This is a genomic window from Serratia sp. 2723 (genome assembly GCF_050434425.1).
GTDB lineage: Bacteria > Pseudomonadota > Gammaproteobacteria > Enterobacterales > Enterobacteriaceae > Chania.
The window spans coordinates 35,844-61,235 of sequence record NZ_JBNDIN010000010.1 but is presented as its reverse complement, the minus strand read 5'-3'; the positions used below and the strand labels follow the sequence as shown (position 1 = coordinate 61,235).

At 54.9% G+C, this 25,392-nt stretch carries 17 protein-coding genes; 5 read left to right on the top strand and 12 right to left on the bottom strand.

The genetic code is table 11. The features are described 5' to 3' along the window. Positions 1 to 390: 390 nt before the first annotated feature. A complete protein-coding gene (gene glpD / locus ABIE29_RS15720; RefSeq protein WP_429619673.1) occupies positions 391 to 1,899 on the top strand; it encodes a glycerol-3-phosphate dehydrogenase in 1,509 nt (502 codons plus the stop codon). Positions 1,900 to 1,995: 96 nt separating this feature from the next. Here the strand turns inward: glpD and glgP are convergent, their stop codons facing one another. From glgP to asd, 6 genes are all read right to left on the bottom strand, one after another. Then, positions 1,996 to 4,443 (bottom strand): glycogen phosphorylase, encoded by a 2,448-nt coding sequence (gene glgP, locus ABIE29_RS15715; RefSeq protein WP_429619672.1) that lies wholly within the window; start codon positions 4,441 to 4,443, stop codon positions 1,996 to 1,998. Between the two features lie 24 nt (positions 4,444 to 4,467). Then, entirely contained in the window at positions 4,468 to 5,901 is a 1,434-nt protein-coding gene (gene glgA / locus ABIE29_RS15710) for a glycogen synthase GlgA (RefSeq protein ID WP_429619671.1), read from the bottom strand. An 81-nt stretch (positions 5,902 to 5,982) separates the two neighbouring features. After that, complete coding sequence (gene glgC / locus ABIE29_RS15705) at positions 5,983 to 7,260, bottom strand: glucose-1-phosphate adenylyltransferase (protein ID WP_429619670.1); 1,278 nt, start codon at positions 7,258 to 7,260, stop codon at positions 5,983 to 5,985. 12 nt (positions 7,261 to 7,272) lie between these two features. Continuing rightward, positions 7,273 to 9,258: a glycogen debranching protein GlgX gene (gene glgX, locus ABIE29_RS15700; protein ID WP_429619669.1), complete on the bottom strand. Its 1,986-nt coding sequence runs from the start codon at positions 9,256 to 9,258 to the stop codon at positions 7,273 to 7,275. After that, the gene (glgB, locus tag ABIE29_RS15695) at positions 9,258 to 11,441 is read right to left on the bottom strand and encodes a 1,4-alpha-glucan branching enzyme (protein WP_429619668.1); all 2,184 of its coding nucleotides are present in this window, start codon (positions 11,439 to 11,441) and stop codon (positions 9,258 to 9,260) included. The genes glgX and glgB overlap by 1 nt, the downstream gene beginning before the upstream one ends. A gap of 439 nt (positions 11,442 to 11,880) precedes the next feature. Then, positions 11,881 to 12,987 (bottom strand): aspartate-semialdehyde dehydrogenase, encoded by a 1,107-nt coding sequence (asd, locus tag ABIE29_RS15690; RefSeq protein ID WP_429619667.1) that lies wholly within the window; start codon positions 12,985 to 12,987, stop codon positions 11,881 to 11,883. A 202-nt stretch (positions 12,988 to 13,189) separates the two neighbouring features. Here asd and ABIE29_RS15685 point away from each other — a divergent pair, with 202 nt between their 5' ends. Next, positions 13,190 to 13,783, top strand: a complete 594-nt coding sequence (locus ABIE29_RS15685) for a YhgN family NAAT transporter (RefSeq protein ID WP_025119274.1) — start codon at positions 13,190 to 13,192, stop codon at positions 13,781 to 13,783. Positions 13,784 to 13,827: 44 nt separating this feature from the next. Here ABIE29_RS15685 and gntT read toward each other — a convergent pair whose 3' ends face one another. Continuing rightward, positions 13,828 to 15,144, bottom strand: a complete 1,317-nt coding sequence (gene gntT, locus ABIE29_RS15680; protein WP_429619666.1) for a gluconate transporter — start codon at positions 15,142 to 15,144, stop codon at positions 13,828 to 13,830. A 308-nt stretch (positions 15,145 to 15,452) separates the two neighbouring features. Between gntT and ABIE29_RS15675 the strand changes: the two genes are divergently transcribed. Next, positions 15,453 to 15,959, top strand: coding sequence for a gluconokinase (locus tag ABIE29_RS15675; protein ID WP_429619665.1), 507 nt, complete (start codon positions 15,453 to 15,455; stop codon positions 15,957 to 15,959). 36 nt (positions 15,960 to 15,995) lie between these two features. On the opposite strand, the gene gntR is transcribed toward ABIE29_RS15675, so the two are convergent. After that, positions 15,996 to 16,991 carry a gluconate operon transcriptional repressor GntR gene (gntR, locus tag ABIE29_RS15670; RefSeq protein WP_429619664.1) on the bottom strand — a complete coding sequence of 332 codons (996 nt, stop codon included), beginning with the start codon at positions 16,989 to 16,991 and terminating at the stop codon, positions 15,996 to 15,998. A 117-nt stretch (positions 16,992 to 17,108) separates the two neighbouring features. Then, positions 17,109 to 17,804: a pirin family protein gene (locus tag ABIE29_RS15665; RefSeq protein WP_021807425.1), complete on the bottom strand. Its 696-nt coding sequence runs from the start codon at positions 17,802 to 17,804 to the stop codon at positions 17,109 to 17,111. Between the two features lie 375 nt (positions 17,805 to 18,179). Between ABIE29_RS15665 and ABIE29_RS15660 the strand changes: the two genes are divergently transcribed. Beyond that, the gene (locus tag ABIE29_RS15660) at positions 18,180 to 18,677 is read left to right on the top strand and encodes a GNAT family N-acetyltransferase (RefSeq protein WP_429619663.1); all 498 of its coding nucleotides are present in this window, start codon (positions 18,180 to 18,182) and stop codon (positions 18,675 to 18,677) included. 73 nt (positions 18,678 to 18,750) lie between these two features. On the opposite strand, the gene iolE is transcribed toward ABIE29_RS15660, so the two are convergent. From iolE to iolD, 3 genes are all read right to left on the bottom strand, one after another. Continuing rightward, positions 18,751 to 19,647 carry a myo-inosose-2 dehydratase gene (gene iolE / locus ABIE29_RS15655; protein ID WP_429619662.1) on the bottom strand — a complete coding sequence of 299 codons (897 nt, stop codon included), beginning with the start codon at positions 19,645 to 19,647 and terminating at the stop codon, positions 18,751 to 18,753. Between the two features lie 63 nt (positions 19,648 to 19,710). Continuing rightward, entirely contained in the window at positions 19,711 to 20,724 is a 1,014-nt protein-coding gene (locus ABIE29_RS15650; RefSeq protein ID WP_429619661.1) for a Gfo/Idh/MocA family protein, read from the bottom strand. Positions 20,725 to 20,835: 111 nt separating this feature from the next. Beyond that, a complete protein-coding gene (iolD, locus tag ABIE29_RS15645; protein WP_429619660.1) occupies positions 20,836 to 22,776 on the bottom strand; it encodes a 3D-(3,5/4)-trihydroxycyclohexane-1,2-dione acylhydrolase (decyclizing) in 1,941 nt (646 codons plus the stop codon). A 596-nt stretch (positions 22,777 to 23,372) separates the two neighbouring features. Between iolD and ABIE29_RS15640 the strand changes: the two genes are divergently transcribed. After that, on the top strand, positions 23,373 to 25,313 hold the full coding sequence (locus tag ABIE29_RS15640; protein WP_429619659.1) for a bifunctional 5-dehydro-2-deoxygluconokinase/5-dehydro-2-deoxyphosphogluconate aldolase: 1,941 nt from the start codon (positions 23,373 to 23,375) through the stop codon (positions 25,311 to 25,313). Positions 25,314 to 25,392 lie beyond the last annotated feature (79 nt).

The following is a 25,392-nucleotide window of genomic DNA, read 5'->3' as shown; positions in this document are numbered from 1 at the left end:
TGCCTGGTCAACATGTCAACGCCCCCAAACACAGTACCGCTGCGGCTCCCTAACCTTTCGGAATAAGGGGATATAAGTACCACAGCATCTAATCTCCACACTGGCTTAACGCTCCCGTTTTTGCCTGGTCAACATGCCCACGCCCTCAAACACAGTACAGTTGTAGCTCCCTCGCCCTTCGGGAGAGGGTTGGGGTGAGGGGCTTACACCGCAGCTTTCATAGGGCTAATACCCCTGTTATTTGTATACCTACCATCACCAAACTGTTACCTCTATCACGCAAGAATGTTTTTGTTTGGTTAACTCTTGGCTTGTTTGTTGGTTTCCGATTACAATGATGAGCGAAAACGAACATAAAAGAGCTATTTCGAACACCAGGAGGAAGTTAACGTGGAAACCAAAGACTTGATCGTTATCGGTGGCGGTATCAACGGAGCCGGCATCGCAGCCGATGCCGCCGGGCGCGGGCTGTCCGTTCTGCTACTGGAAGCGCAAGACTTGGCCTGTGCTACGTCTTCCGCCAGTTCAAAACTGATCCACGGTGGCCTGCGCTACCTGGAACACTACGAGTTTCGTCTGGTCAGCGAAGCGCTGGCCGAACGTGAAGTGCTACTGAAACTGGCACCGCACATCGCCTTCCCAATGCGTTTCCGCCTGCCGCACCAGCCCCATCTGCGCCCGGCCTGGATGATCCGCATCGGCCTGTTCCTGTACGATCATTTGGGCAAACGCACCAGCCTGCCGGGCAGTAAAGGGTTGCGCTTTGGACCAGACTCCGTCCTGAAGCCGGACTTAAAGCGCGGTTTCGAATATTCTGACTGTTGGGTCGACGATGCGCGCCTGGTCGTGCTGAATGCCCAAGCCGTGGCCGAACGCGGTGGCGAAGTGCGCACCCGCACCAAAGTGACCCGCGCCTGGCGCGAAAATGGGCTGTGGATGGTGGAAGCCATCGATGTCGACAGCGGCAAAACCTTTACCTGGCGCGCCAAAGGCTTGGTGAACGCTACCGGCCCATGGGTAAAACACTTCTTCGACGATGGCCTGAAGCTCAAGTCTCCTTACGGTATCCGCCTGATCAAAGGCAGCCATATCGTGGTACCTCGGGCACACAATCAGCCACAGTCTTATATCTTGCAGAACGAAGACCATCGTATCGTGTTTGTCATTCCGTGGTTGGACGAGTTCTCCATCATCGGCACTACCGACGTGGAATACCACGGCGATCCGAAAGACGTGAAGATCGACGATAACGAAATCAACTATCTGTTGAAGGTGTATAACGATCACTTCAAAAAACAGCTGGGCCGTGATGACATCGTCTGGACCTACTCTGGCGTGCGCCCGCTGTGCGATGATGAATCTGATTCACCACAAGCAGTGACCCGCGACTATACGCTGGATGTGCATGACGAGCAGGGCAAAGCCCCACTGCTTTCCGTGTTCGGTGGCAAACTCACCACCTACCGCAAGCTGGCTGAGCATGCGATGGAGAAGCTGGCTCACTACTATCCTGGCTGTGGTCCGGCGTGGACCAAAAACGGTTCCCTGCCAGGGGGCAATATTGACGGCGATCGCGACAGCTATGCCGCCAAACTACGCCGTCAGCACGGCTGGATGACGGAGTCTCTGGCTCGTCGTTACGCCCGTACCTATGGCAGCCACAGCGAAATAATCCTGGCCAATGCCAATAGCCTGAGCGATTTGGGTGAAGACTTCGGCCAGGACCTGTACGAGGCTGAACTGCGCTATCTGGTAGAGAAAGAGTGGGTTGTCGAGCTGGATGATGCCCTGTGGCGTCGTACCAAACTGGGGATGTGGCTCAGCGAAGAACAGCAGGCACGGGTGAAAGCCTGGCTGGCAGAAAATGCCAAACCAAAAGCGTTGTCATTGGCGTCTTGATTGAGGTGTGAGTAGGCGGGCGCAGCATGCAGCGCCCCTACGGCATACGGGACGCAACAAGTTAAATTCAAGGGCCGGTGATCCGGCCCTTGGCTATTACAGCTTTATCGGTTTGATATTCCAGATCTCGTCCGCGTACTCCTGGATCGTGCGGTCAGAAGAGAAGTAGCCCATGTTGGCGATATTGAGTATCGCGCGCCTGGTCCAGTCGTCCTGATTGAGATACACCTCATCTACTTGATCCTGCGTATCCACATAGCTGCGGTAGTCGGCCAACAGCTGATAGTGGTCGCCAAGATTGACCAGTGAATCGAACAGGCTGCTGTAACGCTTGGGCTCTTCGGGGCTGAACGCTCCGGTAGCGATCTGCGTCAAAGCCAGATGCAACTCTGCATCCTGCTCGTAATACTGACGCGGGTTATACCCATCGCGGCGCAGCGCTTCCACCTGATCGGCGGTATTGCCAAAGATAAAGATATTCTCTTCGCCCACGTGTTCCAGCATTTCGACGTTGGCTCCGTCCAGCGTGCCGATGGTCAAGGCACCGTTGAGAGCAAACTTCATGTTACTGGTGCCCGAAGCCTCGGTCCCCGCCAGCGAGATCTGCTCGGAGAGATCGGCCGCCGGAATGATCATCTGGGCCAGGCTCACCCCGTAGTTAGGGATAAACACCACCTTCAAATCATCATGCACTCGCGGATCGTTGTTGATCACCTTCGCTACGTCGTTGATCAAGCGGATGATCTGTTTGGCGGCATAGTAGGCAGAGGCCGCTTTGCCCGCGAAGATCACTACGCGCGGTACGCGTTTGGCATCGGGATCCTGCAACAGACGGTTATAACGCGTGATCACATGCAATACGTTCAGCAATTGCCGCTTATATTCGTGGATCCGTTTGATCTGTACGTCGAATAACGCGTCGGGATTCACCACCACGTTAAGCTTTTTCGCGACATATGCCGCCAGCCGCTCTTTGTTCTGCCGTTTGGCAGCCTGTACGGCCTGCAAGAAGCTCGGGTAATCTGCATTCGCTTTGATTTCGCCAAGCTGGCTGAGATCGCTACGCCAGTTATGGCCAATGCTGTCATCCAGCACTTTGGATAGCGGCCGGTTAGCCAACCCTAGCCAGCGGCGCGGCGTTACCCCGTTGGTTTTATTGCAGAAGCGATCGGGGAATACGCGAGCAAAATCAGCAAACAGGGACTGTACCATCAGTTCGGAGTGCAGAGCCGAGACGCCATTCACCTTATGGCTGGCGACCACCGCCAACCACGCCATCCGCACCCTGCGCCCGTTGGTTTCATCAATGATGGAGACCCGTGCCAGCAATTGATTATCGCCCGGCACCACTTGCTGTACCTGCTTGAGGAAATGGTCGTTGATTTCGAAAATCAGCTGCAGGTGGCGCGGCAGGATCTTACCCAGCATATCGACCGGCCAGGTTTCCAGCGCTTCGCTCATCAAGGTGTGGTTGGTGTAGGAGAACACCTTTTCCACCACAGCCCAGGCATCCAGCCAGCTGAATTTGTGCTCATCAATCAGCAGGTGCATCAGTTCAGGGATCGACAACACCGGGTGGGTATCGTTGAGGTGGATGGCAATCTTGTCGGCCAGATTGTCGAAGGTTTTGTGCATCGTCCAGTGGCGGCTGAGGATGTCCTGGGTGGTGGCTGAAACCAGGAAGTACTCCTGCCGCAGGCGCAGTTCGCGCCCGGAATAGGTGGAGTCATCGGGATAGAGCACGCGTGAGACATTCTCGGAGTGGTTTTTATCTTCCACGGCGGCAAAATAGTCGCCCTGGTTGAACTTGCCCAGGTTGATCTCATTACTGGCCTGAGCACTCCATAAACGCAGCGTGTTGGTGGCATCGGTATCAAAGCCCGGGATCACCTGATCGTAGGCGATGGCGATAATCTCTTCGGTTTCCACCCAACGGGCCTTTGCCCCTTCCTGCTGTACGCGGCCACCAAAACGCACTTTATAGCGGGTATTGTGGCGCGGGAATTCCCACGGGTTGCCGTATTCCAGCCAATAATCCGGCGACTCCATCTGTTGGCCATCGACGATATTCTGCTTGAACATGCCATATTCGTAGCGGATACCGTAACCCCGGCCAGGCAGCGCCAGCGTAGCCAACGAATCCAGGAAGCAGGCCGCCAACCGCCCCAGGCCACCATTGCCCAGGCCAGGATCGTTCTCTTCCTCAAGCAGTTCACTCAGGTTCAGACCCATCTCATCGAGTGCGTCCTCAATATCCTGGTAAATCCCCATCGATAACAGCGCATTCGACAGCGTACGGCCAAGCAGAAACTCCATCGACAGGTAATATACCTGCCGGACATCTTGCGAAAGCTGGGCGCGATTGGATCGCAACCAACGTTCCACCATCCTGTCGCGCACTGCAAACAGCACGGCGTTAAGCCAGTCGTGCTGGGTGGCAATAGCCGGATCCTTACCGACAATAAACATCAGTTTATAGGCGATGGAATGTTTCAGCGCTTCGACACTGACCGTGGGTGAGGTGTAACTAAACGGTGAAGTCATAGTAATTCAATCCCAAGTACGTGATTACAACAAGCGTTGATAGAGCGACAAGTATTCCTTTGCCGCGACTTGCCAGCCAAAATCCAGCCCCATGGCATGGCGTTGTACATGTTGCCAATGTCTCGGCCTGCTCCACAGCACCAGAGCACGCCGAATGGCATTGCCCAGGGCAACAGCATCACAATCATCAAACATAAACCCGCTGGCAGTGCCGTCGGCCAGGTTCTCCAGCGCACAGTCCACCACCGTATCTGCCAACCCACCGGTGCGGCGCACCAGCGGCAACGTGCCATATTTCAGGCCATAAAGCTGTGTTAACCCGCAAGGCTCAAAGCGGCTGGGCACCAGGATCACGTCCGCTCCACCGATAATGCGGTGGGAGAAGGCATCGTGGTAGCCAATCTGCACGCCGACCTGTTCCGGATAATCGGCCGCCGCGGCCAGGAAAGCCTGCTGCAATACCGCGTCCCCCGCCCCCAGCACCGCCAACTGCCCCCCTTGTTCCAGCAAGGCTGGCAGGGCTTCCAGCACCAGATCCAACCCTTTCTGGTTGGTCAAACGGCTGACCACCGCAAACAGCGGCAACGATGCATCCACCTGCAGCCCCATGGCTTTTTGCAGATGAACCTTGTTCTTGGCCTTGTTTTTCAGGCTATTGGCGTCGTAGCGCGCCGCCAGGCGTGCATCGTGTGACGGGTCCCAAATCTTGTCATCAACACCGTTGAGAATGCCGCTCAATCTCCCCTGCCGCTGCCGCTCCTGGAGCAAACCTTCCATCCCGTAACCGAACTCCGGCTGGGTGATTTCACGCGCATAGGTCGGGCTGACGGCGGTGATATGGTCGGCGTAGTACAGGCCTGCCTTCAGGAATGACATCTGGCCATAAAACTCCAGGCCATAGATATTCAAGAATGACGATGGCAACCACAGCTCCGCCATATGGTGGGCAGAGAATAACCCCTGATAGGCCAGATTGTGTACGGTGAAGATCGAGCGTGCCGGGTGGCCATTAGCAGCCAGATAAGCGCAGGCCAAGCCAGCATGCCAGTCGTGGGCATGGACCAGTTTTGGCCGCCAGTAATGATCCAACCCCTTCGCCAGCTCACAGGCCATCCAGCCCAGCAAGGCAAAACGGCGGTGGTTGTCCGGGTAGGCATACATCGACTGATCGTGATACGGGCTGCCCGGCCGGTCATACAGCCAGGGGGCATCGATCAGGTAAACGCCCACGCCATGATAGGTGCCATAACGCAACCCTACGCGCCCGGCAAAAGAGTCGATTTCGGCAACCAGTACCGTGTCCGGGATACCGTTGCGCACGTCAGGAAAAGCCGGTAATAGCACCCGAACATCAGCTCCTGCGGCAATCTGCGCCGTCGGTAATGCGCCAACCACGTCTGCAAGCCCGCCGGTTTTAAGCAGTGGGAACATCTCGGAACATACGTGTAAAACCTGCATTATCACTCCTGAAATTCGGTAAAAACGTCTTTACGGAGATAAGGGGCGCGGCTTGCCACGCCCAAGGTTCCGGCGGAATGGCTACAGTTTTGCCAACATTTCGCGCGTCACCAGCACGATGCCCTCTTCCGAGCGGTAAAAACGCTTGCTGTCTTCCTCGGCGTTTTCACCAATCACCATGCCTTCTGGAATATGGCAGGCGCGATCGATAATGCAGCGGCGCAGGCGGCAGGAGCGGCCAACGTTGACATCGGGTAGTAATACAGAAGAGTCGATGGTGCAAAAGGAATTCACCCGCACCTTCGAGAACAGTACCGAGTGCACCACCACCGAACCAGAGACAATGCACCCACCGGCCACCAGCGAGTTCATGGTCATGCCGTGGCTGCCGGAACGGTCCTGCACAAATTTGGCTGGCGGCAGTGGCTCCATATAGGTGCGGATCGGCCAGGAACGGTCGTACATATCCAGCTCAGGCGTCACCGAAGCCAGATCGAGGTTGGCGCGCCAGTAGGCTTCCAAGGTCCCGACATCACGCCAATACGGTGGTAAATCTGGACCACATCCCACACAGGAAATAGTAAACGGATGTGCCCAGGCAGCACCCTGCGCGGTAATTTTGGGGATCAGATCCTTGCCGAAATCGTGGGAGGAGCCAGGGATCGACATATCCTCTTCCAACAGTTGGTAGAGGTAGCTGGCGTTGAAGATATAGATGCCCATGCTGGCCAGTGACATCTCCGGGTTGCCAGGCATGGCCGGCGGATCGTCTGGTTTTTCCAGGAATTCAAGGATCAGGTCGTTATCGTCCACCTTCATCACGCCAAACTCGCTAGCTTCCTTACGCGGTACCGGAATACAGGCCACCGTGCACTGCGCCCCTTTCTCGACGTGGTCGATCAGCATGCGCGAGTAGTCCATTTTATAAATATGGTCGCCTGCCAGGATCACTACGTATTCCGCTTCATAACGGCGAATGATGTCGAGGTTCTGGTAGACCGCATCCGCGGTACCTTTGTACCAGTGTTCGGTGCTGAGGCGCTGCTGGGCAGGCAGCAGATCGACAAACTCGTTCATCTCTTCGTTGAGGAACGACCAACCCCGCTGAATATGCTGCACCAGCGTGTGGGAATGATACTGAGTGATCACCCCCATACGGCGGATCCCTGAGTTCAGGCAATTGGACATGGCAAAATCGATGATGCGGTACTTGCCACCGAAGTGAACGGCTGGCTTGGCGCGGGTAGAGGTTAAATCTTTCAAACGCGAGCCACGGCCGCCTGCCAATATCAGGGCGACGGATTTATTCGGCAGTTGGCGCGCCAACATCAGAGGGTCTTTATTTTCGTGCTTAACCATAACTGACTCCTTTTAATTTTTCTCCACCAGCACGCAAAGCGAATGCGCAACCTGGCACCAGGCGGGTAGAACCGCCCGAGAATCTTCCTGAGTGAAGGGGGCGACAACCTGCCAATCACCCTCGGGTAACGTCATCTTAACGGTCTGCTGGGTAGCGTTGATCACCATCAGCCAACGTTGTGACAGACGGATCTGCAAGCAGCGATCGCCCTGTTCCCACTGTTGCGCACTGAGCGGCTGCCCCTGCGCGTTTAACCACTGCACGCTGCCGTCTCCCTCCTGCCACCAGCGGTCTGCCTGCAAAGCAGGAATTTGCTGGCGCAAGCGGATCAGCGCGGCGGTGTATGCGGTCAGTGACTCATCCGCATTGGCCCAATCGAGCCAGGTGGTTGCGTTATCCTGACAGTAAGCATTGTTGTTGCCTTGCTGGCTATTGCCGTGCTCATCACCGGCCAGCAGCATCGGTGTCCCCTGTGCCAGAAGCAGCGTGGCAAGCAGTGCTCGCTGGCTGGCCTGGCGGCGTTGCAAAACGGTTTCGTCGGCAATCAGGCCTTCAACCCCGTGGTTACAGCTAAAGTTTTGGTCGCTGCCATCACGGTTTCCCTCTCCGTTAGGCTGGTTATGTTTCTCCTTGAAACTCACTACGTCCTGTAAGGTAAAGCCGTCATGGGCCGTCAGCATATTGATGCTGGCGTAGGGTGCACGCCCACGTTGGTTGAATACCTCGCTGGAGGCGGCAAAACGCTGGGCAAACTGACCCAGTGACAGATCGCCCCGCAGCCAGAAACGGCGGATATCGTCACGGAAATGGTCATTCCACTCAGCAAAACGGCCTGGAAACGCACCAACCTGATAGCCCCCCGGGCCAATGTCCCAGGGCTCGGCGATCAGTTTGCAGCGCCCCAGCGTATCGTCCGCCAGCATCGCCTGAAACAGCGGTGCATCGCGGTCAAATGCCGGTGTACGGCCCAACACGGTGCCAAGATCGAAGCGAAAACCGTCGACATGGCACTCCCGAACCCAAAAGCGCAGGCAATCCATCACCCATGCCACGCCCGCTGGCTGATCCAACCGCAGCGTATTGCCACAGCCGGTGAGGTTATCGTAGTCACCGTCAGGGGTTAGCCAGTAGTAGCTGACATTGTCGATACCACGCAGCGACAACGTTGGCCCATCCACATCCAGCTCTGCACTATGGTTGAACACCACGTCCAGGATCACTTCGATCCCCGCCCGGTGCAGCGCTTTCACCGCATCGCGGAACTCACGTAGCGGCGTTGTCCCGGTGCTCAAGCTGCTGTAACGGTTGTCTGGCGCGAAAGGAGCCAGCACGTTGTATCCCCAGTAATTGATCAGCCCAAGGCGCTGCAAACGCGGCTCCGTGGTGTGCTGCTGCACCGGCAGTAGCTCAAGCGCCGTGATCCCCAACCGTTTGAAGTAGGCAATCATCGCCGGGTGGCCAAGAGCGGCAAAGCTGCCACGCAACACGGCCGGGATCTCCGGGTGCGTTAACGTCAGCCCCCGGACGTGGGCTTCGTAGATCACCGTTTTGCCCCAAGGGGTAGCGGGTGGGCGATCGTCTTGCCAATCATAGCTTTCGTCGATCACTATGCATTTGGGTATCAACGAGGCGCTGTCTTGCTGGTCCGGTTGATCGTACCCCCCGTGCAACTGCACATGGTCGGCAACGGGTCCTTCAACTGCCCGCGCCGCCGGATCGAGCAACAGCTTGTTGGCGTTAAAGCGCAGCCCAAGATGCGGCTCAAACGGGCCATGCACCCGAAAACCATAGCGCTGCCCCGGCTTGCCTCCCGGCAGATAACCGTGCCAGATATCACCGCTGCGGGCAGGCAACGGCAGGCGTGTTTCACGATATTGCGCATCGAACAGGCACAGCTCAACCTGCGTGGCATGTGCAGAAAACAGGGTAAAGTTGATGCCATTACCGTCGTAATAAGCCCCTAAGGGCGCGGCAAGACCCGGCGTCAGCTCTGCCATCAAACCTCCCGCCGTAGATAAACCGTGGCCAGCGGCGGCACCATCACGCTGATCGAATGTTCACGGCCGTGGCTGCCGATCGGCTGCGAGATCACCCGCCCCTGATTACCCGCGTTGCTGCCGTGATAATGGTGTGAATCGGTATTGAGGATCTCCTGATATTCACCAGCGCGCGCAATGCCGATACGGTAATGAGGGCGCGGCACCGGGGTAAAGTTGCTGATGGCAATCAGCTCATTGCCCTGCGAGTCGTAGCGTGCAAAGGCAAATACCGAGTTGTCGTGATCGTCGACCACCAGCCATTCAAAGCCGTCTGGACGATAATCGCGCTCATACAGCGGCGCATTTTCCTGATAGCAGTGGTTGAGATCACGTACCAGCCGTTGCACGCCGTGGTGCCAACCGTCCAATCCTTCCAGCAGATGCCAGTCCAGGCTGGTATCGAAATTCCACTCACGCCCTTGAGCAAATTCGCTGCCCATAAACAGCAGTTTTTTGCCCGGATGCGCCCACATAAAACCGTAATAGGCCCGCAGGTTGGCGAATTTCTGCCAGGCATCCCCCGGCATCCGATCCAGCACGGAGCCTTTGCCATGGACCACTTCGTCGTGTGAGATCGGCAGCACGAAGTTTTCGGTATAGGCGTAGAGCATGCCGAAGGTCATCAGGTTATGATGGTATTTACGGTGCACCGGATCGCACTTCATGTAATCCAGCGTGTCGTGCATCCAGCCGAGATCCCACTTGTAGTGAAAACCTAGGCCATTGGCATCCGGCGGCAGCGTAACGCCCGGGTAATCGGTCGACTCTTCCGCCAGCGTCACCGCCCCTGGCCGCTCTTTGCCCAGCGTCTGGTTGGTGTAACGCAGGAAGGAGATCGCTTCCAGGTTCTCATTACCGCCATAGTAGTTCGGCACCCACTCCCCGTCGGCACGGCTGTAATCACGGTAAATCATCGACGCCACCGCATCGACGCGCAGGGCGTCGATACCAAAGCGCTCCAGCCAGTAAAACGCATTGCCCGCCAGATAGTTACGTACCTCGTGGCGGCCATAGTTGTAAATCAGCGTGTTCCAGTCCTGATGGAACCCTTCGCGAGGATCGGCATATTCATACAGCGCGGTGCCGTCGAAGTTGGCCAGGCCATGGGCATCGCTGGGGAAATGCCCCGGCACCCAATCCAGGATCACGTTGATACCGGCATCATGAGCCGCGGCGATAAAAGCCTTGAACTCCGCTGGCGTACCAAAACGACGGGTTGGTGCATACATTCCCAACGGCTGATAGCCCCAACTGCCGTCGAACGGATGCTCGTTGATCGGCAACAGTTCAATATGGGTGAAACCCATATATTTAACGTAGGGGATCAGCTGCTCAGCCAGCTCCTGATAGCTGAGCCAGAAATTATTGTCGGTATGGCGACGCCAGGAACCCAGGTGCACTTCATAGATGGAAATCGGGCGGTCAAAGTCATTGGCCCGCTGCCTTTCCGGCGTGTTTTCCACCACCGCAGGCAGCGGCGTGATCAACGAGGCCGTTTCTGGCCGCATCTGCGCTTCAAAGGCATAAGGATCGGCTTTCAACTGCACATTGCCGTAACAATCGATAATCTCGTATTTATACAGTTGCCCGGCCTTCACGCCCGGTAAAAACAGCTCCCAAATCCCGTTCTCTCTACGCAGGCGCATGGGATGACGCCGTCCATCCCAAAAGTTGAACTCCCCCACTACCGACACGCGCTGGGCATTCGGTGCCCAAACGGCAAAGCTGGCCCCAGCCACATTATCCAACGAACCAGGATGCGCCCCCAGCCGCTCATAAGGCCGCAGATGGGTGCCCTCGGCCAGCAGCCAGCTATCAATATCCTGCAACAGGGTGCCAAACCGATAAGGGTCCTCAAGCAGTTGTTGATGGTCGCGCCAGCTGACTTCAAGCTGATAGCGGAAAGGGGTTTTACGACGCGGTACGAGAGCGCTGAAAAAACCACGAGCGTCATCGCAATTGAGCTGGACCAGACGGTTACCGGTTTTACTCTCTACCAGCCACACGGCGCCCGCATCCGGCAACAGCGCACAAATCTGTAGTCCGTTTTCGGTTACATGCATGCCGAGCAAGGAAAAGGGATCGGCATAGTGACCGGAGATGAGCTGATTGATCACGTCACGTTCGGGAAGTACAGGCATAGCATTCTTCCTTTGATTAAGAGCATGACTTTTAAAAAGGCTACGCTGAACAAAAAGCAGCCGTTGCACCTATCATGCAATTCATTTGCTACCTAAAGCGTGATTTCAGTCGGTTATTGATTAATCGATCGCCTTCATGCTCGCAATTTCGCTCTTTATGCTTATTTTTCAGGCGAATTTTCACCATTGATGGAAAATTTTTCATCCATCTAATAAGCATAGCCATGTCTGTTAAAAACACGGTGGTATTACTCAGGAAAATTTCTAGTCGGAAAACCGGTGGAACAGGCAACCTGCGGTGGTTGCGTCTGGTATGCGACAGGCGTGATGCTACCTTGCCTGCATCGCCTTTACCGCTACAGCAACCGAGACCAGAAATATGGAAAACAGGGCATTGGAGGGCTGAAAGAGCTCAGCCCTCAGGAAGTTCAGTTCAAGGTTACAGCAGGATACGCAACATGCGACGCAGCGGTTCGGCCGCACCCCACAACAACTGATCGCCAACGGTGAAGGCAGAGAGGTATTCCGGCCCCATATTCAGCTTGCGCAGACGGCCAACCGGCGTGTTCAAAGTACCGGTTACGGCAGCAGGCGTCAGCTCACGCATGGTCAGTTCGCGGTCGTTCGGGATCACTCTTACCCAGTCGTTGTGCGTGGCCAACAACTGCTCGATTTCCGGCAGTGGGATGTCTTTCTTCAGCTTCAGGGTAAATGCCTGGCTGTGGCAACGCAGCGCACCTACGCGCACACACAAACCATCAACCGGGATGATGCTTGACGTGCTGAGGATCTTGTTGGTTTCAGCCTGGCCTTTCCACTCTTCGCGGCTTTGGCCGTTATCCAGTTGTTTGTCGATCCAAGGGATCAGGCTGCCCGCCAGAGGAACGCCAAAGTTATCGGTTGGCAGCTTACCGGAACGTGTGGCCTCCGTGACCTTACGTTCGATATCCAGGATTGCCGAAGCCGGATCCTGCAACTCTTTCGCCACATCCGCATGCAGCATGCCCATCTGGGTCAACAGCTCACGCATATGGCGCGCACCGCCGCCGGAAGCCGCCTGATAGGTGGCAACAGAAGCCCACTCCACCAGGTCGTTGGCAAACAGGCCGCCCAACGACATCAGCATCAGGCTGACGGTACAGTTACCGCCAACAAAGGTCTTGATGCCTTTGTTCAGCCCTTCCTGGATCACCGCATGGTTGACCGGGTCGAGGATGATAATCGCATCGTCCTGCATCCGCAGAGAAGAGGCCGCATCGATCCAATAGCCCTGCCAGCCGGTGGCACGCAGCTTTGGATAGATTTCATTGGTGTAATCGCCGCCCTGGCAGGTAATAATGATATCGAGAGCGCTTAACGCTTCGATATCATACGCATCTTGCAGCGTGCCTTGCTGCTGGCCACCGAAAGCCGGGGCGGCAGCACCAAGCTGCGAAGTGGAGAAGAATACCGGGCGAATGGCGTCAAAATCGCGCTCTTGCGTCATGCGCTGCATGAGTACCGAGCCGACCATGCCACGCCAACCAATGAAACCAACGTTTTTCATATTTACTGTCCTGCCTTGGAGGATGACTATGCTCTATACCCTTCCAGGAAGGATATGAGATAGAGTTAAGTTATAAGTTGTGTGCAATATCTACCCACCTTACAAAATGTCGGCGCGAGCGCAAAGTGAATTTATTCGATGGTAGAGTAATTCTCAGCAGTAGGACTTATATCGGGCATTTTTTCTGATTTTGAGGCAATGAATGACAGAGATGATTGCGGCAACGGTGTTGCTGTTTTTAATTATGGATCCGCTGGGTAACCTGCCGATTTTCATGTCGGTGCTGAAACATCTGGAACCGCGCCGTCGCCGGGCGGTGGTGATCCGCGAGTTGCTGATAGCCTTGGTATTGATGCTGATCTTCCTGTTCGCGGGCGAACATATTTTGGCATTCCTCAACCTGCGCACCGAAACCGTATCGATCTCCGGCGGGATTATCCTGTTCCTGATCGCCATCAAGATGATTTTCCCTTCTCAGGAGGGCAGCGGTAGCGATCTTTCTGCCGGAGAGGAGCCTTTCCTGGTGCCGCTTGCCATTCCGTTAGTCGCCGGGCCGTCGATTCTGGCAACCTTGATGTTGCTTTCACACCAGTATCCCAACCAGATTTCGCATCTGGTAGTGGCCTTGCTGATTGCCTGGGGATTGTCGGCGGCGATCCTGCTGATGTCGAACCTGTTCCTGCGATTACTGGGTAGCAAAGGGGTGAGCGCACTGGAAAGGCTGATGGGGTTGATTCTGGTGATGCTGTCCACCCAGATGTTCCTGGACGGTGTTCGGGCCTATCTGAATCTTTAGCAGTCAGGGCACAGCCAATACAGCTGTGCCCCATCTTTTACGACTTAAACCACCATCGCCAACAGCAGGCAACCAATCAGGCCACAAACTGAAATGATGGTTTCCAACGCCGACCAGGATTTGATGGTTTCCATAATGGTCAGGTTGAAATACTCCTTGAACAGCCAGAAGCCCGGATCGTTGACGTGAGAGAAAATCACGCTGCCTGAACCGACGGCAATAACCATCAGCTCCGGGCTGGCCCCGGTGGTGGCGATCAGTGGAGCCACAATGCCACCGGCGGTGATTGCCGCGACGGTCGCAGAACCCAGTGCGATACGCAGCACCGCAGCAATTGACCAGGCCATCAGGATCGGTGACACGTTGCTGCCATGCATGATGCCAGCAATGTATTGCTCAATGCCGCTGTCCACCAGCACCTGTTTGAACGCCCCACCACCGCCGATGATTAACAGCATCATGGCAATGATTTTGATGGAGTCGCTGATGGTGCCCATCACTTCGTCCATGCTGCGGCCACGATTCAGGCCGAAGGTAAAGATGGCGATCAACACCGCGATCAGCGTGGCCATTACCGGATCACCAAAGAACTCGGCGTAAGACAGGAACGGGTGGTCTTTTGGCAACGCCATTTCCGCCACAGCACGGAATGCCATCAGGATCACCGGCACCAGTGCGGTCGCAACGCTGACACCAAACCCAGGCATTTCTTCTTCGGTAAAGGTTTTTGGGTTATATAAACCGACCGGAACCGGCTTATCGATTCCTTTCAGGAAACGGGCATACACCGGGCCTGCCAGGATCACGGTTGGGATCGCCAGCAAGGTGCCATACAGCAAGGTTTTACCCATGTCCGCATGGAAAATGGTGGCGATGGCCGTTGGGCCTGGGTGCGGCGGCAGGAAACCGTGGGTAACGGACAGCGCCGCAGCCATTGGCACGCCGACATACAGCAGCGGGATACGCGCAGAGGCAGCAATGGTAAACACCAGAGGCAGCAGCAGCACAAAGCCCACTTCGTAGAACAAAGCGAAACCGACGGTAAAACCGGTCAGCACGATAGCCCATTGGATATGCTGTTTACCGAACTTATCGATCAACGTGGTAGCAATCCGCTGGGCGCCACCACAGTCCGCCAGCAGCTTACCGAGCATGGCACCAAAACCCATGATCAACGCCAGACCGCCCAGCGTTCCACCCACGCCAGCCTTGATAGAACCAATCACTTTGTCTACCGGCATGCCCTGCATGACACCGACCGCCAGAGCAACCAGAATCAACGAGATAAAACCGTTCAGCTTAAAGCGGATCATCAGCAGCAGTAGCATGGCTACGCCGATGGCAACAATCACTAGTGGCATAATTTTTCTCCAACCCTTTTTATCACTTGGCCTCTTTGCGTAACGGCGGCGAAAGAAGGTGCTTTGTTTTCGTTATACGACCTACCCTGGTGGTTTAAGTAGGTGGTTGAGTACTGTGGTATAGCCAATGGATGCAGAATGCAGCCCACCACGTGGCAGCTTGAAAACGGCAGGCATATTCCCTGTTCTATGCTGTGTGATGACAATCACACCTCCATTTGTTACCCGTATCATGATACGGGTAACATGATAAGATCCGAAACCAGGTAACCCAGCAAAATTCGCATTCTGAGATAGAGATCAAACTTATGGCGGGAAAATGCATCATCCTGATGGGCGTCTCCGGTAGCGGCAAATCCACGATTGGCGCGGCGGTAGCACGGGAAATCAAGGCAAAATTTATTGATGGCGACGATCTGCATCCACGTGCCAATATCCAGAAGATGGCCAGCGGCCAACCGCTGAATGACGAGGACCGCGCGCCCTGGCTGCAACGCCTCAACGATGCGGCATACAGCCTTAATCACAAGAACGAAAGCGGGATTATTGTCTGCTCGGCGCTAAAACGCCGCTACCGCGATCTGCTGCGCAAAGACAATGACAATATGGTGTTTATCTATCTGAAAGGCAGCTTCGAGGTGATCCTTGCCCGTCTGCAAGCCCGCTCCGGACACTTTATGCCCACTGACCTGCTCAAAAGCCAGTTTGATGCGTTAGAAGAGCCAAGCGTTGACGAAAAAGATGTGATCTGCGTGGATATTGATACCGACGTTGAAGGCGTAGTTGGCCGCTGTGTCGCAGCACTAAAGCAATAAGCAAGCCGTTCTGGGCGCGGGCTGTCGCGCCCAGGTTCAGATACTGCCACCGGGTGCCACGGTGAAACCCACGTCCACCATGCGTGGAGAAACAACTTCCCCACGTAGTCGTGCCAACAGGCGCTCTGCGGCGATCTGGCCCATATGCTCACGCGGCGTCAGCACGCTCGCCAGTTTTGGCACCATTACCTGGCCGATATCGTGGCCGTGGAAACCGGCAATCGCCATATCCTGCGGGATCGATAACCCCTGGCGCTGGCACTCAAATGCCGCACCGATCGCCAGGTCGTCGTTGGTACAAAAAATACTGTCGATCTGCGGGTAATCGCGCTGCGCCTCACGCAACATCTCACCACCGGCCGAATAGGAAGAAGAGCGCGAGGTCATGATGCTGTAGGTTTCAAGGCCAGATTCTCGCATGGCCTGTTCATAGCCCTGCTGTTTAATAATGGTTCGTTCATCCTGACGCGCGCCAAAGTACACCACGTGACGATGGCCGCGAGCGATGATTTGCTGGGTCATTTGGCGGGCCGCTTCAAAGTTGTTGAACCCGACCGCCAGATCGATACAAGGTGAGACACAATCCATCAACTCCACCACCGGAATGCCTGCAACTTCAATCATCTTCAGGGTACGGGCGGTATGGTGGCGTTCGGACAGGATCAGCCCATCAATGTTATAAGAAAACAGCGACGTCAGACGCTCTTCCTCACGCTCCGGCAGATAGCCGTAGTGCGCCAGCATGGTTTGATAATTGTGCGCATCGGTAACGCTTTCGATACCCCGCAACACTTCGGCAAATACCTGGTTGGTCAGCGATGGCAACAATACGCCGATCGCCCGGCTGGTCGCGTTGGAAAGGATATCCGGCGCACGGTTGGGAATGTAGCCAAGTTCGTCTAGCGCTACCGCAATTTTTTGCTGTAAAGCGGCAGAAACCTGATCGGGATTGCGCAAATAGCGGCTCACCGTCATTTTAGTGACGCCAACCTGATCTGCGACATCTTGAAGCACCGGCCGTTTTTTCTTCATTATCAATGAACTGGCTAACCGTGAATGGGCAGCCATTTTAGCAAATAAAACGCCTTTCCGATATTGTTGGTTAGACAGCAAAAATAGGGCGCAGCATGCGGCGCCCCAACAAGGTCATCACACTGGTGGCAGATCGAACAGTAAAATCTCGCTGTCTTCATCGGCATGAATCGACAACGCTGTCTCATCCCAGATAGCAAAAGCATCGCTAATACCCGCTTTGTGGCCATTGATAGAGACATTGCCATGCACCACCTGGATCCAAACGCGGCGTTCTGCCTGAATTGGATAAACGGATTGCTCGTCTTTCTTCAGCGCCCAGCGAGACAAAGTCATATCCTGGAACACCTTCAGCGAACCTTCACGGGCGTCTGGCGACAGCACCAACTGGCGGCCCTGAGGCGCATCAAACATCCGTTGCTCATAACGTGGCTCCAGCCCAACCTGATCCGGAATAATCCAGATCTGGTAGAGATGCAATGGCCGATCGCTATTGGCATTGTACTCGGAGTGACGCACACCGGTCCCTGCACTCATGATCTGGAACTCACCAGCATTGATCTGTTCTTTGTTGCCCATGCTGTCCTGATGCTCCACCGTACCGCTCAGCACGTAGGTCAGGATTTCCATGTCTTTATGGGGATGAGTGCCAAACCCCTGGCCTGCGTCAATCACGTCTTCGTTGATCACCCGCAGCGCCGAGAACCCCATAAAGTCGGGGTCGTAATAGTCGGCAAATGAGAAGGTGTGCCAGCTATCGAGCCAACCATGATTGGCATGACCGCGATCTTGTGCCTTACGTAAATAAATCATATTCAACTCTCCTCAATGTTTTCTACAGTCTAGACCTGACAGAGGAATATGAAAGCGCAAAAATCTCACTCCTCTGTTCAAAAAATTAGGTGGAGTTTGGCAGCAAGTAGCAAAGGATTTATGGGAGGGGATGTGGGTAAAAAAAAAGCCAGCACCCGAGCTGGCTAAGTAAACACTGGAAGCAATGTGAGCAATGTCGTGCCTTCAGCAAACAGTATCAAGGCTGATACTCCCCCTGAACGCATGGCAATAATAATCATTATCATTCGCACCTGTAAAGCGTTTTTTTGACCAATGGGGAATTATATTGACTCAGGGGAGTAAACGGATAATTTGGGAGGTTATTCAACCGGTAAACGTGAAAGAGAGGATAAAATGAGCGAGATTGTAGTTCGTCACGTGGAAAGTAACGATGCTGAAGCCTTGCACCAGCTATATTCCCACCCAGCCGTTTACCGTGACACGCTACAACTACCGCTACCGTCAAAAGCCATGTGGCAGCAACGTATTGCTAATGTGCAGCCCGGAACCTACAACATGGTGGCCTGTATTGACGATCGCGTGGTGGGGCAACTGTTCGTGGAACTCAACCAGCGGGTACGCCGTCGCCATGTGGCCACTATTGGCATCAGCGTGGATGCCGATTACCACGGCAAAGGCGTGGGCAGCGCGCTAATGAAGGCGATGATCGATCTCTGCGACAACTGGGCCAGCATTGAGCGCATTGAGCTGACGGTGTTCACCGACAATCAGGGGGCCATTGCGCTGTATCGTAAGTTCGGTTTTGAGATTGAAGGCACCAGCCGCCGCTTTGCCATGCGCGATGGCGAGTTGGTCGATGCCTATCATATGGCTCGCTTCAAAACCCCGTAATCAGAACGGCGTTATCGGTGGGGCGCTCATACCAACGCCCCACCGGTTAGACACTGCTAAACCAATAACTGACTTAAAGCCCGGTCGTTTCGCGAATATAGCGGCGTGCTTTCACCGCGTACTCAAAAGGATTAGCCAGCGCTGGATCCTGCTCGGCCTCCACGACCATCCATCCCTTATAGCCACGCTCATCCAGCAGCTTAAATACCGGCCGGAAATCGATCACGCCATCCCCCGGCACGGTGAAGGTGCCTTTTTTCACCCCGTCCAGGAAGCTCAGGCGTTTGGCCTTAACCTCTGCCACCACCTCGTCACGTACGTCTTTCAAGTGCACATGGTTGATGCGCGGCAGGTATTTCTCCAGGATCGCCAACATTGCCTGTTGGCTGCCCTCGGAGTAATAGGCATGACCTGTATCAAACAGCAGGTAAACATCGTCGTTCACCATGCTCATATAGCGGTCTATCTCTTCGGTGGTCTGGATACCCGTGCCCATATGATGGTGCAGACAGACCTGCATCCCCTTTCCGGCGGCAATTTTCGCCAACTCGTTATACCCCTGAGCCACCCACTGCCACTCTTCATCGCTAAAATAGGGTTTCTCTTCAAATACCGCCTTGGTGGTACCCTGAATGCTCTTGCTCTGCTCGGAGCAGCCAATCACTTTGGCCCCCATCGCATGCAGGAAATTCATGTGGTTAATAAACTCATCGATGGTCTTTTCTTTCTGCCCATCGGCAAAGAACGTGCTGAACCAGGCATTACAGATCTGGATCCCGCGGATATCCAGCATCGGTTTCAGCACCTTGGGATCGCGCGGGTATTTGCTACCCACTTCGCTGCCGGTAAACCCGGCCAGCGCCATTTCGCTGACGCACTGCTGGAACGTATTCTCGTTGCCTAACTCAGGCATATCATCATTCGTCCAGCCAATCGGGGCGATCGCCAGCTTTACGTAGTCTTTGTTCATTTTCAGCCTCAGTCATGTAGGCACTTACCGGCTATATCTTCCCCGCCGGCGTGGCCAGGAAAATTATTTACCATAGAAGCCAGGGCGAGCGGGCAAGGTCACAGGCACCACCTCACCGCTGGTCTGCGCTGCGATACAGGCATCCGCCGCCACCGCAGCCGCAAAGCCATCCCAAGCAGAAGGCCCGGTGAGTTTGCCGGCCTGGACATCATTGATAAAGGCTTGCAGCTCAACGTCATAAGCGCCGATAAAGCGATCTTTCCAGTCGACCAGGATCTCGGTGGAAAGTTTGGCACCGCTGCGCATTTGCACCGCGGAAGGCTCTGGCAGCTTGGCAATGCCGGTTTCCCCCACCACTTCACACTGAATGTCGTAGCCGTATTGGCAGTTAACAAAGATTTCAACGTCAATACGGGTGCCCTTGGCCGTTTCAATCAGCACAATTTGCGGGTCTCTCAAATGTGGCAAGGCTTTGCTGCTCTTGCGTGGGAACACCACCTGTACCGAAACGTAATCATCGTCCAGCAGCCAACGCAGGACGTCTAGCTCGTGAATGAGCGTATCGGTTATGGCCATATCCGTGGTGTAGGCTTCACCGACCCTTGGGTTGCGGTGGGCACAGTGCAGCATCAGCGGCTCGCCGATCTGGCCGCTGGTCAGCACCTGTTTCAACGCCCGGTAGCCCTGATCGTAAGGACGCATAAAGCCCACCTGTACCAGGCGTTTGCCGTGCTTGGCTTCAGCATCCACGATGTTCTTGCAGCCCTGTGCCGTAACCGCCAGCGGTTTCTCGCAAAACACCGGTTTGCCTGCGGCAATGGCGGCCAGCACAAACTCTTCATGGCTCGGCCCCCATGACGTGACCAGTACCGCCTGTACGTCTGAAGAGTTGATCAGATCGTGGGCATTGTCATAAACCTTGGCATCCAGTTTCAGTTCACTGACCACCTTGGCCGCACTGTCTCGATTGATGTCGTTCACCGCAACCACGCGGCTACCCTGCAACACCTGGCTACAACGGCGGATATGATCCCTACCGATAGCGCCGGTACCAATAACCCCAATGTTCAATGTCATTTTCGTTATCCTCATGGACTGTAAACGACAGACGCAAGGTCTGAGGTAGATCCGATTGTTTATGTGAGCGCGGCGCTCCGCCGCACCTACGATTGCCAAGGCATTGCATTATCAGTAGTCGCGGGCTTTATCGATGTTCTCTTGCAGCTTGTGGGCGACGGCGATAATTTTTTCACTTTCGGCCACCTGGGCACCGCCCACGCGCCACCAACTGAGATATTTGTGCACCATGGTTTTTGGCAGCACCTTGATATCCAGCAGGGTAGAAACCTGTTGCTTGCGGGCATCTGCCAGCGCATCGATCAGCTGTTGTTCGGTGGTGATGCTGTAGGTTTTGCAACCATAGGCCGCCGCCAGCATGGCAAAGTTGACCGGAACGAGCTTGCCGTCCAGTTTACCGCCCTGCGGGTCGCGGAAGCGGAACTCGGTGGTATAGCTCCCCATACCGTGCTCAATCTGCAGATTGTTGATGCAGCCATTGGTCATGTTATCGAACAGCACCACGTTGATTTTGCAGCCTTCCTGGATCGAGGTGACCAACTCTGAATGCAGCATCATGAACGCCCCATCCCCCACCATGGCGTAAACTTCGCGCTGTGGTTCCGCCAGCTTGACGCCTAACGCGGCGTTAACCTCATAGCCCATACAGGAGTAGCCGTATTCCACGTGATAGCCGTGCTCACCCCGGTTTTGCCAGACACGCTGCAGATCGCCAGGCAAACTACCAGCAGCAGCAACGATGACGCTGTCCTGCGGTAAATGCTGATTCAGCACACCCAGAACTCGGCTCTGGGTTAATACAGAGTCGGTTTGCTCGATAAACTCGGCAAATACCCGCTTGCGCTCAAGGCTATCGTCGATTTCCGGCACAAAGCCTTCGCCGGTATAGGTCACCTGATAGACACGCTCGGTCTCTTTTTGCTGTTCGCCAAGCGCCTTGCTGATAGCTTCTTGCCAATCGGCACGATAATCCGCCTGAGCCAACAATGGGCTGAGAGAGGCCAGCGCCGTACGGGCATCCGCCAAGACTTGCAGACCGTCCAGCTTGCCAGCATCAAACGCGCTGACGTTGATGTTAAGGAATTCCACATCCGGATTTTGGAACAGCCATTTGGACGAGGTGGTGAAATCGCTGTAACGGGTACCGATGCCGATCACCAGGTCTGCCTGCTTCGCCAACGTGTTGGCCGCCAGACAGCCGGTTTCACCAATGCCACCCACGTTATAAGGATGAGCAGAAAGCACCGTACCTTTACCAGCCTGAGTTTCGGCAAACGGAATATGGAAGCGTTCAGCAAACTGTTGCAGCGCCTGTCCGGCCTGCGAATATTTCACCCCACCACCGCAGATAATCAACGGCTTGCGTTTACCCACCAGCAACGCCAAAGCATCTGCCAATGATCCCTGGCTGGCCGGACGACGCTCAAGGCGATGCAGCCGTTTGTGGAAGAAATAGTCTGGGTAATCATAGGCTTCACCCTGAACGTCCTGCGGGAGACATAGCGTGACGGCACCGGTTTCTGCCGGATCGGTGAGCACGCGCATGGCATTAATGCAGGCGCTCATCAGTTGTTCCGGGCGCACAATGCGATCCCAATATTTACTGACGGCGCGAAATGCGTCGTTGGTGCTGATGCTCAAATCGTAGGATTGTTCGATCTGTTGCAATACCGGATCGGGCTGGCGAGAGGCGTAAACATCGCCCGGCAGCAGCAGTAGAGGAATGCGGTTAGCCGTGGCAGTGGCCGCAGCAGTGATCATATTGGCCGCACCGGGGCCGATGGAAGAAGTACAGGCGTAAATCTGCTGGCGCAGCTTCTGCTTGGCAAACCCGGTAGCGGCATGCGCCATTCCCTGTTCGTTGCGCCCCTGATGCACCACCAGATCGCCACAGTCTTGCTCCAGTGCCTGCCCCAGGCCGAGTACGTTACCGTGGCCGAAAATGGCGAAGATACCCTTTACGAATCTGGTTTCGACACCGTCTACCAGCAGGTACTGGTTGTCGAGAAATCTGACCAATGCCTGTGCCATGGTCAACTTGATCTTACCCATTTTACTCACCCTTTCTTGTGGCGTTATCCCAAACCTGCTGCAGGTGGTGGTTTGCGAGCAGGCAAGCATATCCGGTGGAGTAGCACTGACTTTATTTAGTTACATAAAAGCAGTGATAATCTTGTCTGGGTTGTTACACACTGCTCATGCAATAGGCAGTTTGAAACGTGCATCGATTATAAACAAATATATTTTTCATAAAACATAAATACAGAAGAAACATTTCATTTTGCGATAAAGATCGCATAATATCAAACCACCCAGGCTACAGTTATTTATATAATTCAATTGATTAAGAAAAAAGGAATCATGACTCTCTTTCGATCGACGCACCCACTCGCGATCGGAACAGCAGCCATCAAGGTGGCGCTCGCTTGCGCAACCTATTTCAGCAAGGGATTGTTCTATCAATAATAATGTGCCGATTCGGCAGACTACCCGTTGAATACTGCTTTTAAATGCATCACATTTTCGGGGTATAAATTTCATCTAATATTGAAATTGGAATTTTTATTCCTCATACTTCAACCATGCTTCCTACTTAGCTCCTTTACCGGGTCGCAATCGGTTTTGCTTAATGACAGAAGGATACGGGTATGGCCACACAACAAAAGCAGCTTGATGTCATTTGCCTCGGGCGCATCGCTGTCGATTTCTATGCTCAACAAATCGGCGCACGCCTGGAAGATGCCAGCTCATTCTCCAAATATCTTGGCGGCTCCTCCGGCAACGTGGCCTATGGCACCGCGATCCAAGGGTTAAAATCCGGCATGCTGGCTCGCGTAGGGGATGAGCACATGGGCCGCTTTCTGCGTGAAGAACTCCAGCGCGTCGGCGCCGACACGCAGAGCCTGATCACCGATAAGCAACGCCTGACCGGCCTGGTGATCCTGGGCATCAAGGATCAGGAAACCTTCCCGCTGATTTTCTACCGTGAAAACTGTGCCGACATGGCGCTGACACCCGATGATATCGATGAAAACTACATCGCATCATCACGGGCTTTGGCGATCACCGGCACCCATCTTTCCCACCCCAAAACGCGCGCAGCGGTGCTCAAAGCGTTGGAATACGCCCACCGCCACGGGCTGCGTACCGCATTGGATATCGATTATCGGCCAGTGCTGTGGGGGTTGACCTCGTTAGGTGATGGCGAGACCCGCTTTATCGAATCGGAAAAGGTGACCAGCGAGTTGCAGGATGTTCTGCACCATTTCAATCTCATCGTGGGGACTGAAGAAGAGTTCCATATCGCTGGCGGCAGTACCGATACGCTGATCGCGTTGCAAAACGTCCGTAAGGTCACCCAGGCCACGTTGGTGTGCAAGCGAGGAGCGCAAGGGTGCTCGGTATTTGAAGGGGCTATCCCCACAGATTGGCAGCAAGTCAAACTGCATTCTGGCGTCCGCGTTGACGTTTTGAACGTGCTCGGCGCGGGTGATGCCTTTATGTCCGGCCTGCTACGTGGATACCTTAATGATGAGGGTTGGGATCAGGCCTGCCGTTACGCCAATGCCTGCGGTGCGCTGGTGGTATCACGCCACGGCTGCGCACCCGCGATGCCGACCAAGCTGGAGCTGGACGATTACCTGCAACGCGAACAAGAGGTGAAACGCCCAGATCTGGATGCCCGGCTGAACCATCTGCACCGCGTTACCACGCGCAAACAACAATGGCCTGAACTGTGCGTATTTGCTTTTGATCACCGCAAGCAGTTGGCAGAGATGGCGCGAGAGGCTGGAGTGAGTACCGAGCGGATCCCACAGTTAAAAACGTTGTTGTTGGCTGCTGCACAGGCTGCCGCTGCCGAAGCTGAATTGTACGGCAACAGCGGTATTCTGGCGGATACCACCTACGGCCAGGCGGCGTTGAATGCCATTACTGGCCAGGGCTGGTGGATTGGCCGCCCGGTGGAGTTGCCAAGCTCTCGCCCTTTGCGGTTGGAGCACGGCAATATTGGCTCGCAGCTGATCGACTGGCCCCAAGAGCACGTGGTCAAATGCCTGGTGTTTTATCATCCACAGGATGCCGAAGCGTTGCGCCGTGAGCAGGATGAGCTGATCGTCGACGTGTATCGTGGCTGCTGCAAATCGGGCCATGAACTGTTGCTGGAAGTCATTTTGCCAGAAGATCATGCCGACAAAGACGAGCGCAACTATCTGCAGGTGATGGAACATTTCTACCAACTGGGCATTCTGCCAGACTGGTGGAAATTGCCACCGCTTAGCGCTGCCAACTGGCAAAAAGTGGGGGCATTGATTGAAACTCACGACCCATTCTGCCGCGGGGTGCTAATCCTCGGGCTAGACTCTCCGCAGGAAACGTTGAAAGCCGGGTTCGCCGCAGCCGCAGATGCCCACTGGGTAAAAGGATTTGCGGTTGGCCGCACCATTTTTGGCGCTGCTTCGCGCCTTTGGCTGCAAGGTGAGATCGATGACGCCGGGCTGGTCGAACAGGTGAAACAGAAATACCTGACGCTGATCGGTTTCTGGCGGCAGTATCGTCCGCAGCCTGCGAGTAAAACCAGCCGGAGTTAAACGCCGTTATTGACGGCTCCGCCCCTTAAAGTGATTTTCGCTGCTTTAAGGGGATTTTTTTGCCCATTTTCTGTGAAGT

Bases quoted from the DNA above. Each gene is read 5' to 3' on its own strand.
- glgP (WP_429619672.1), bottom strand. From the start codon at position 4,443: ATGACTTCACCGTTTAGTTACACCTCACCCACGGTCAGTGTCGAAGCG.
- glgA (WP_429619671.1), bottom strand. From the start codon at position 5,901: ATGCAGGTTTTACACGTATGTTCCGAGATGTTCCCACTGCTTAAAACC.
- glgC (WP_429619670.1), bottom strand. From the start codon at position 7,260: ATGGTTAAGCACGAAAATAAAGACCCTCTGATGTTGGCGCGCCAACTG.
- glgX (WP_429619669.1), bottom strand. From the start codon at position 9,258: ATGGCAGAGCTGACGCCGGGTCTTGCCGCGCCCTTAGGGGCTTATTAC.
- glgB (WP_429619668.1), bottom strand. From the start codon at position 11,441: ATGCCTGTACTTCCCGAACGTGACGTGATCAATCAGCTCATCTCCGGT.
- asd (WP_429619667.1), bottom strand. From the start codon at position 12,987: ATGAAAAACGTTGGTTTCATTGGTTGGCGTGGCATGGTCGGCTCGGTA.
- ABIE29_RS15685 (WP_025119274.1), top strand. From the start codon at position 13,190: ATGACAGAGATGATTGCGGCAACGGTGTTGCTGTTTTTAATTATGGAT.
- gntT (WP_429619666.1), bottom strand. From the start codon at position 15,144: ATGCCACTAGTGATTGTTGCCATCGGCGTAGCCATGCTACTGCTGCTG.
- ABIE29_RS15675 (WP_429619665.1), top strand. From the start codon at position 15,453: ATGGCGGGAAAATGCATCATCCTGATGGGCGTCTCCGGTAGCGGCAAA.
- gntR (WP_429619664.1), bottom strand. From the start codon at position 16,991: ATGAAGAAAAAACGGCCGGTGCTTCAAGATGTCGCAGATCAGGTTGGC.
- ABIE29_RS15665 (WP_021807425.1), bottom strand. From the start codon at position 17,804: ATGATTTATTTACGTAAGGCACAAGATCGCGGTCATGCCAATCATGGT.
- ABIE29_RS15660 (WP_429619663.1), top strand. From the start codon at position 18,180: ATGAGCGAGATTGTAGTTCGTCACGTGGAAAGTAACGATGCTGAAGCC.
- iolE (WP_429619662.1), bottom strand. From the start codon at position 19,647: ATGAACAAAGACTACGTAAAGCTGGCGATCGCCCCGATTGGCTGGACG.
- ABIE29_RS15650 (WP_429619661.1), bottom strand. From the start codon at position 20,724: ATGACATTGAACATTGGGGTTATTGGTACCGGCGCTATCGGTAGGGAT.
- iolD (WP_429619660.1), bottom strand. From the start codon at position 22,776: ATGGGTAAGATCAAGTTGACCATGGCACAGGCATTGGTCAGATTTCTC.
- ABIE29_RS15640 (WP_429619659.1), top strand. From the start codon at position 23,373: ATGGCCACACAACAAAAGCAGCTTGATGTCATTTGCCTCGGGCGCATC.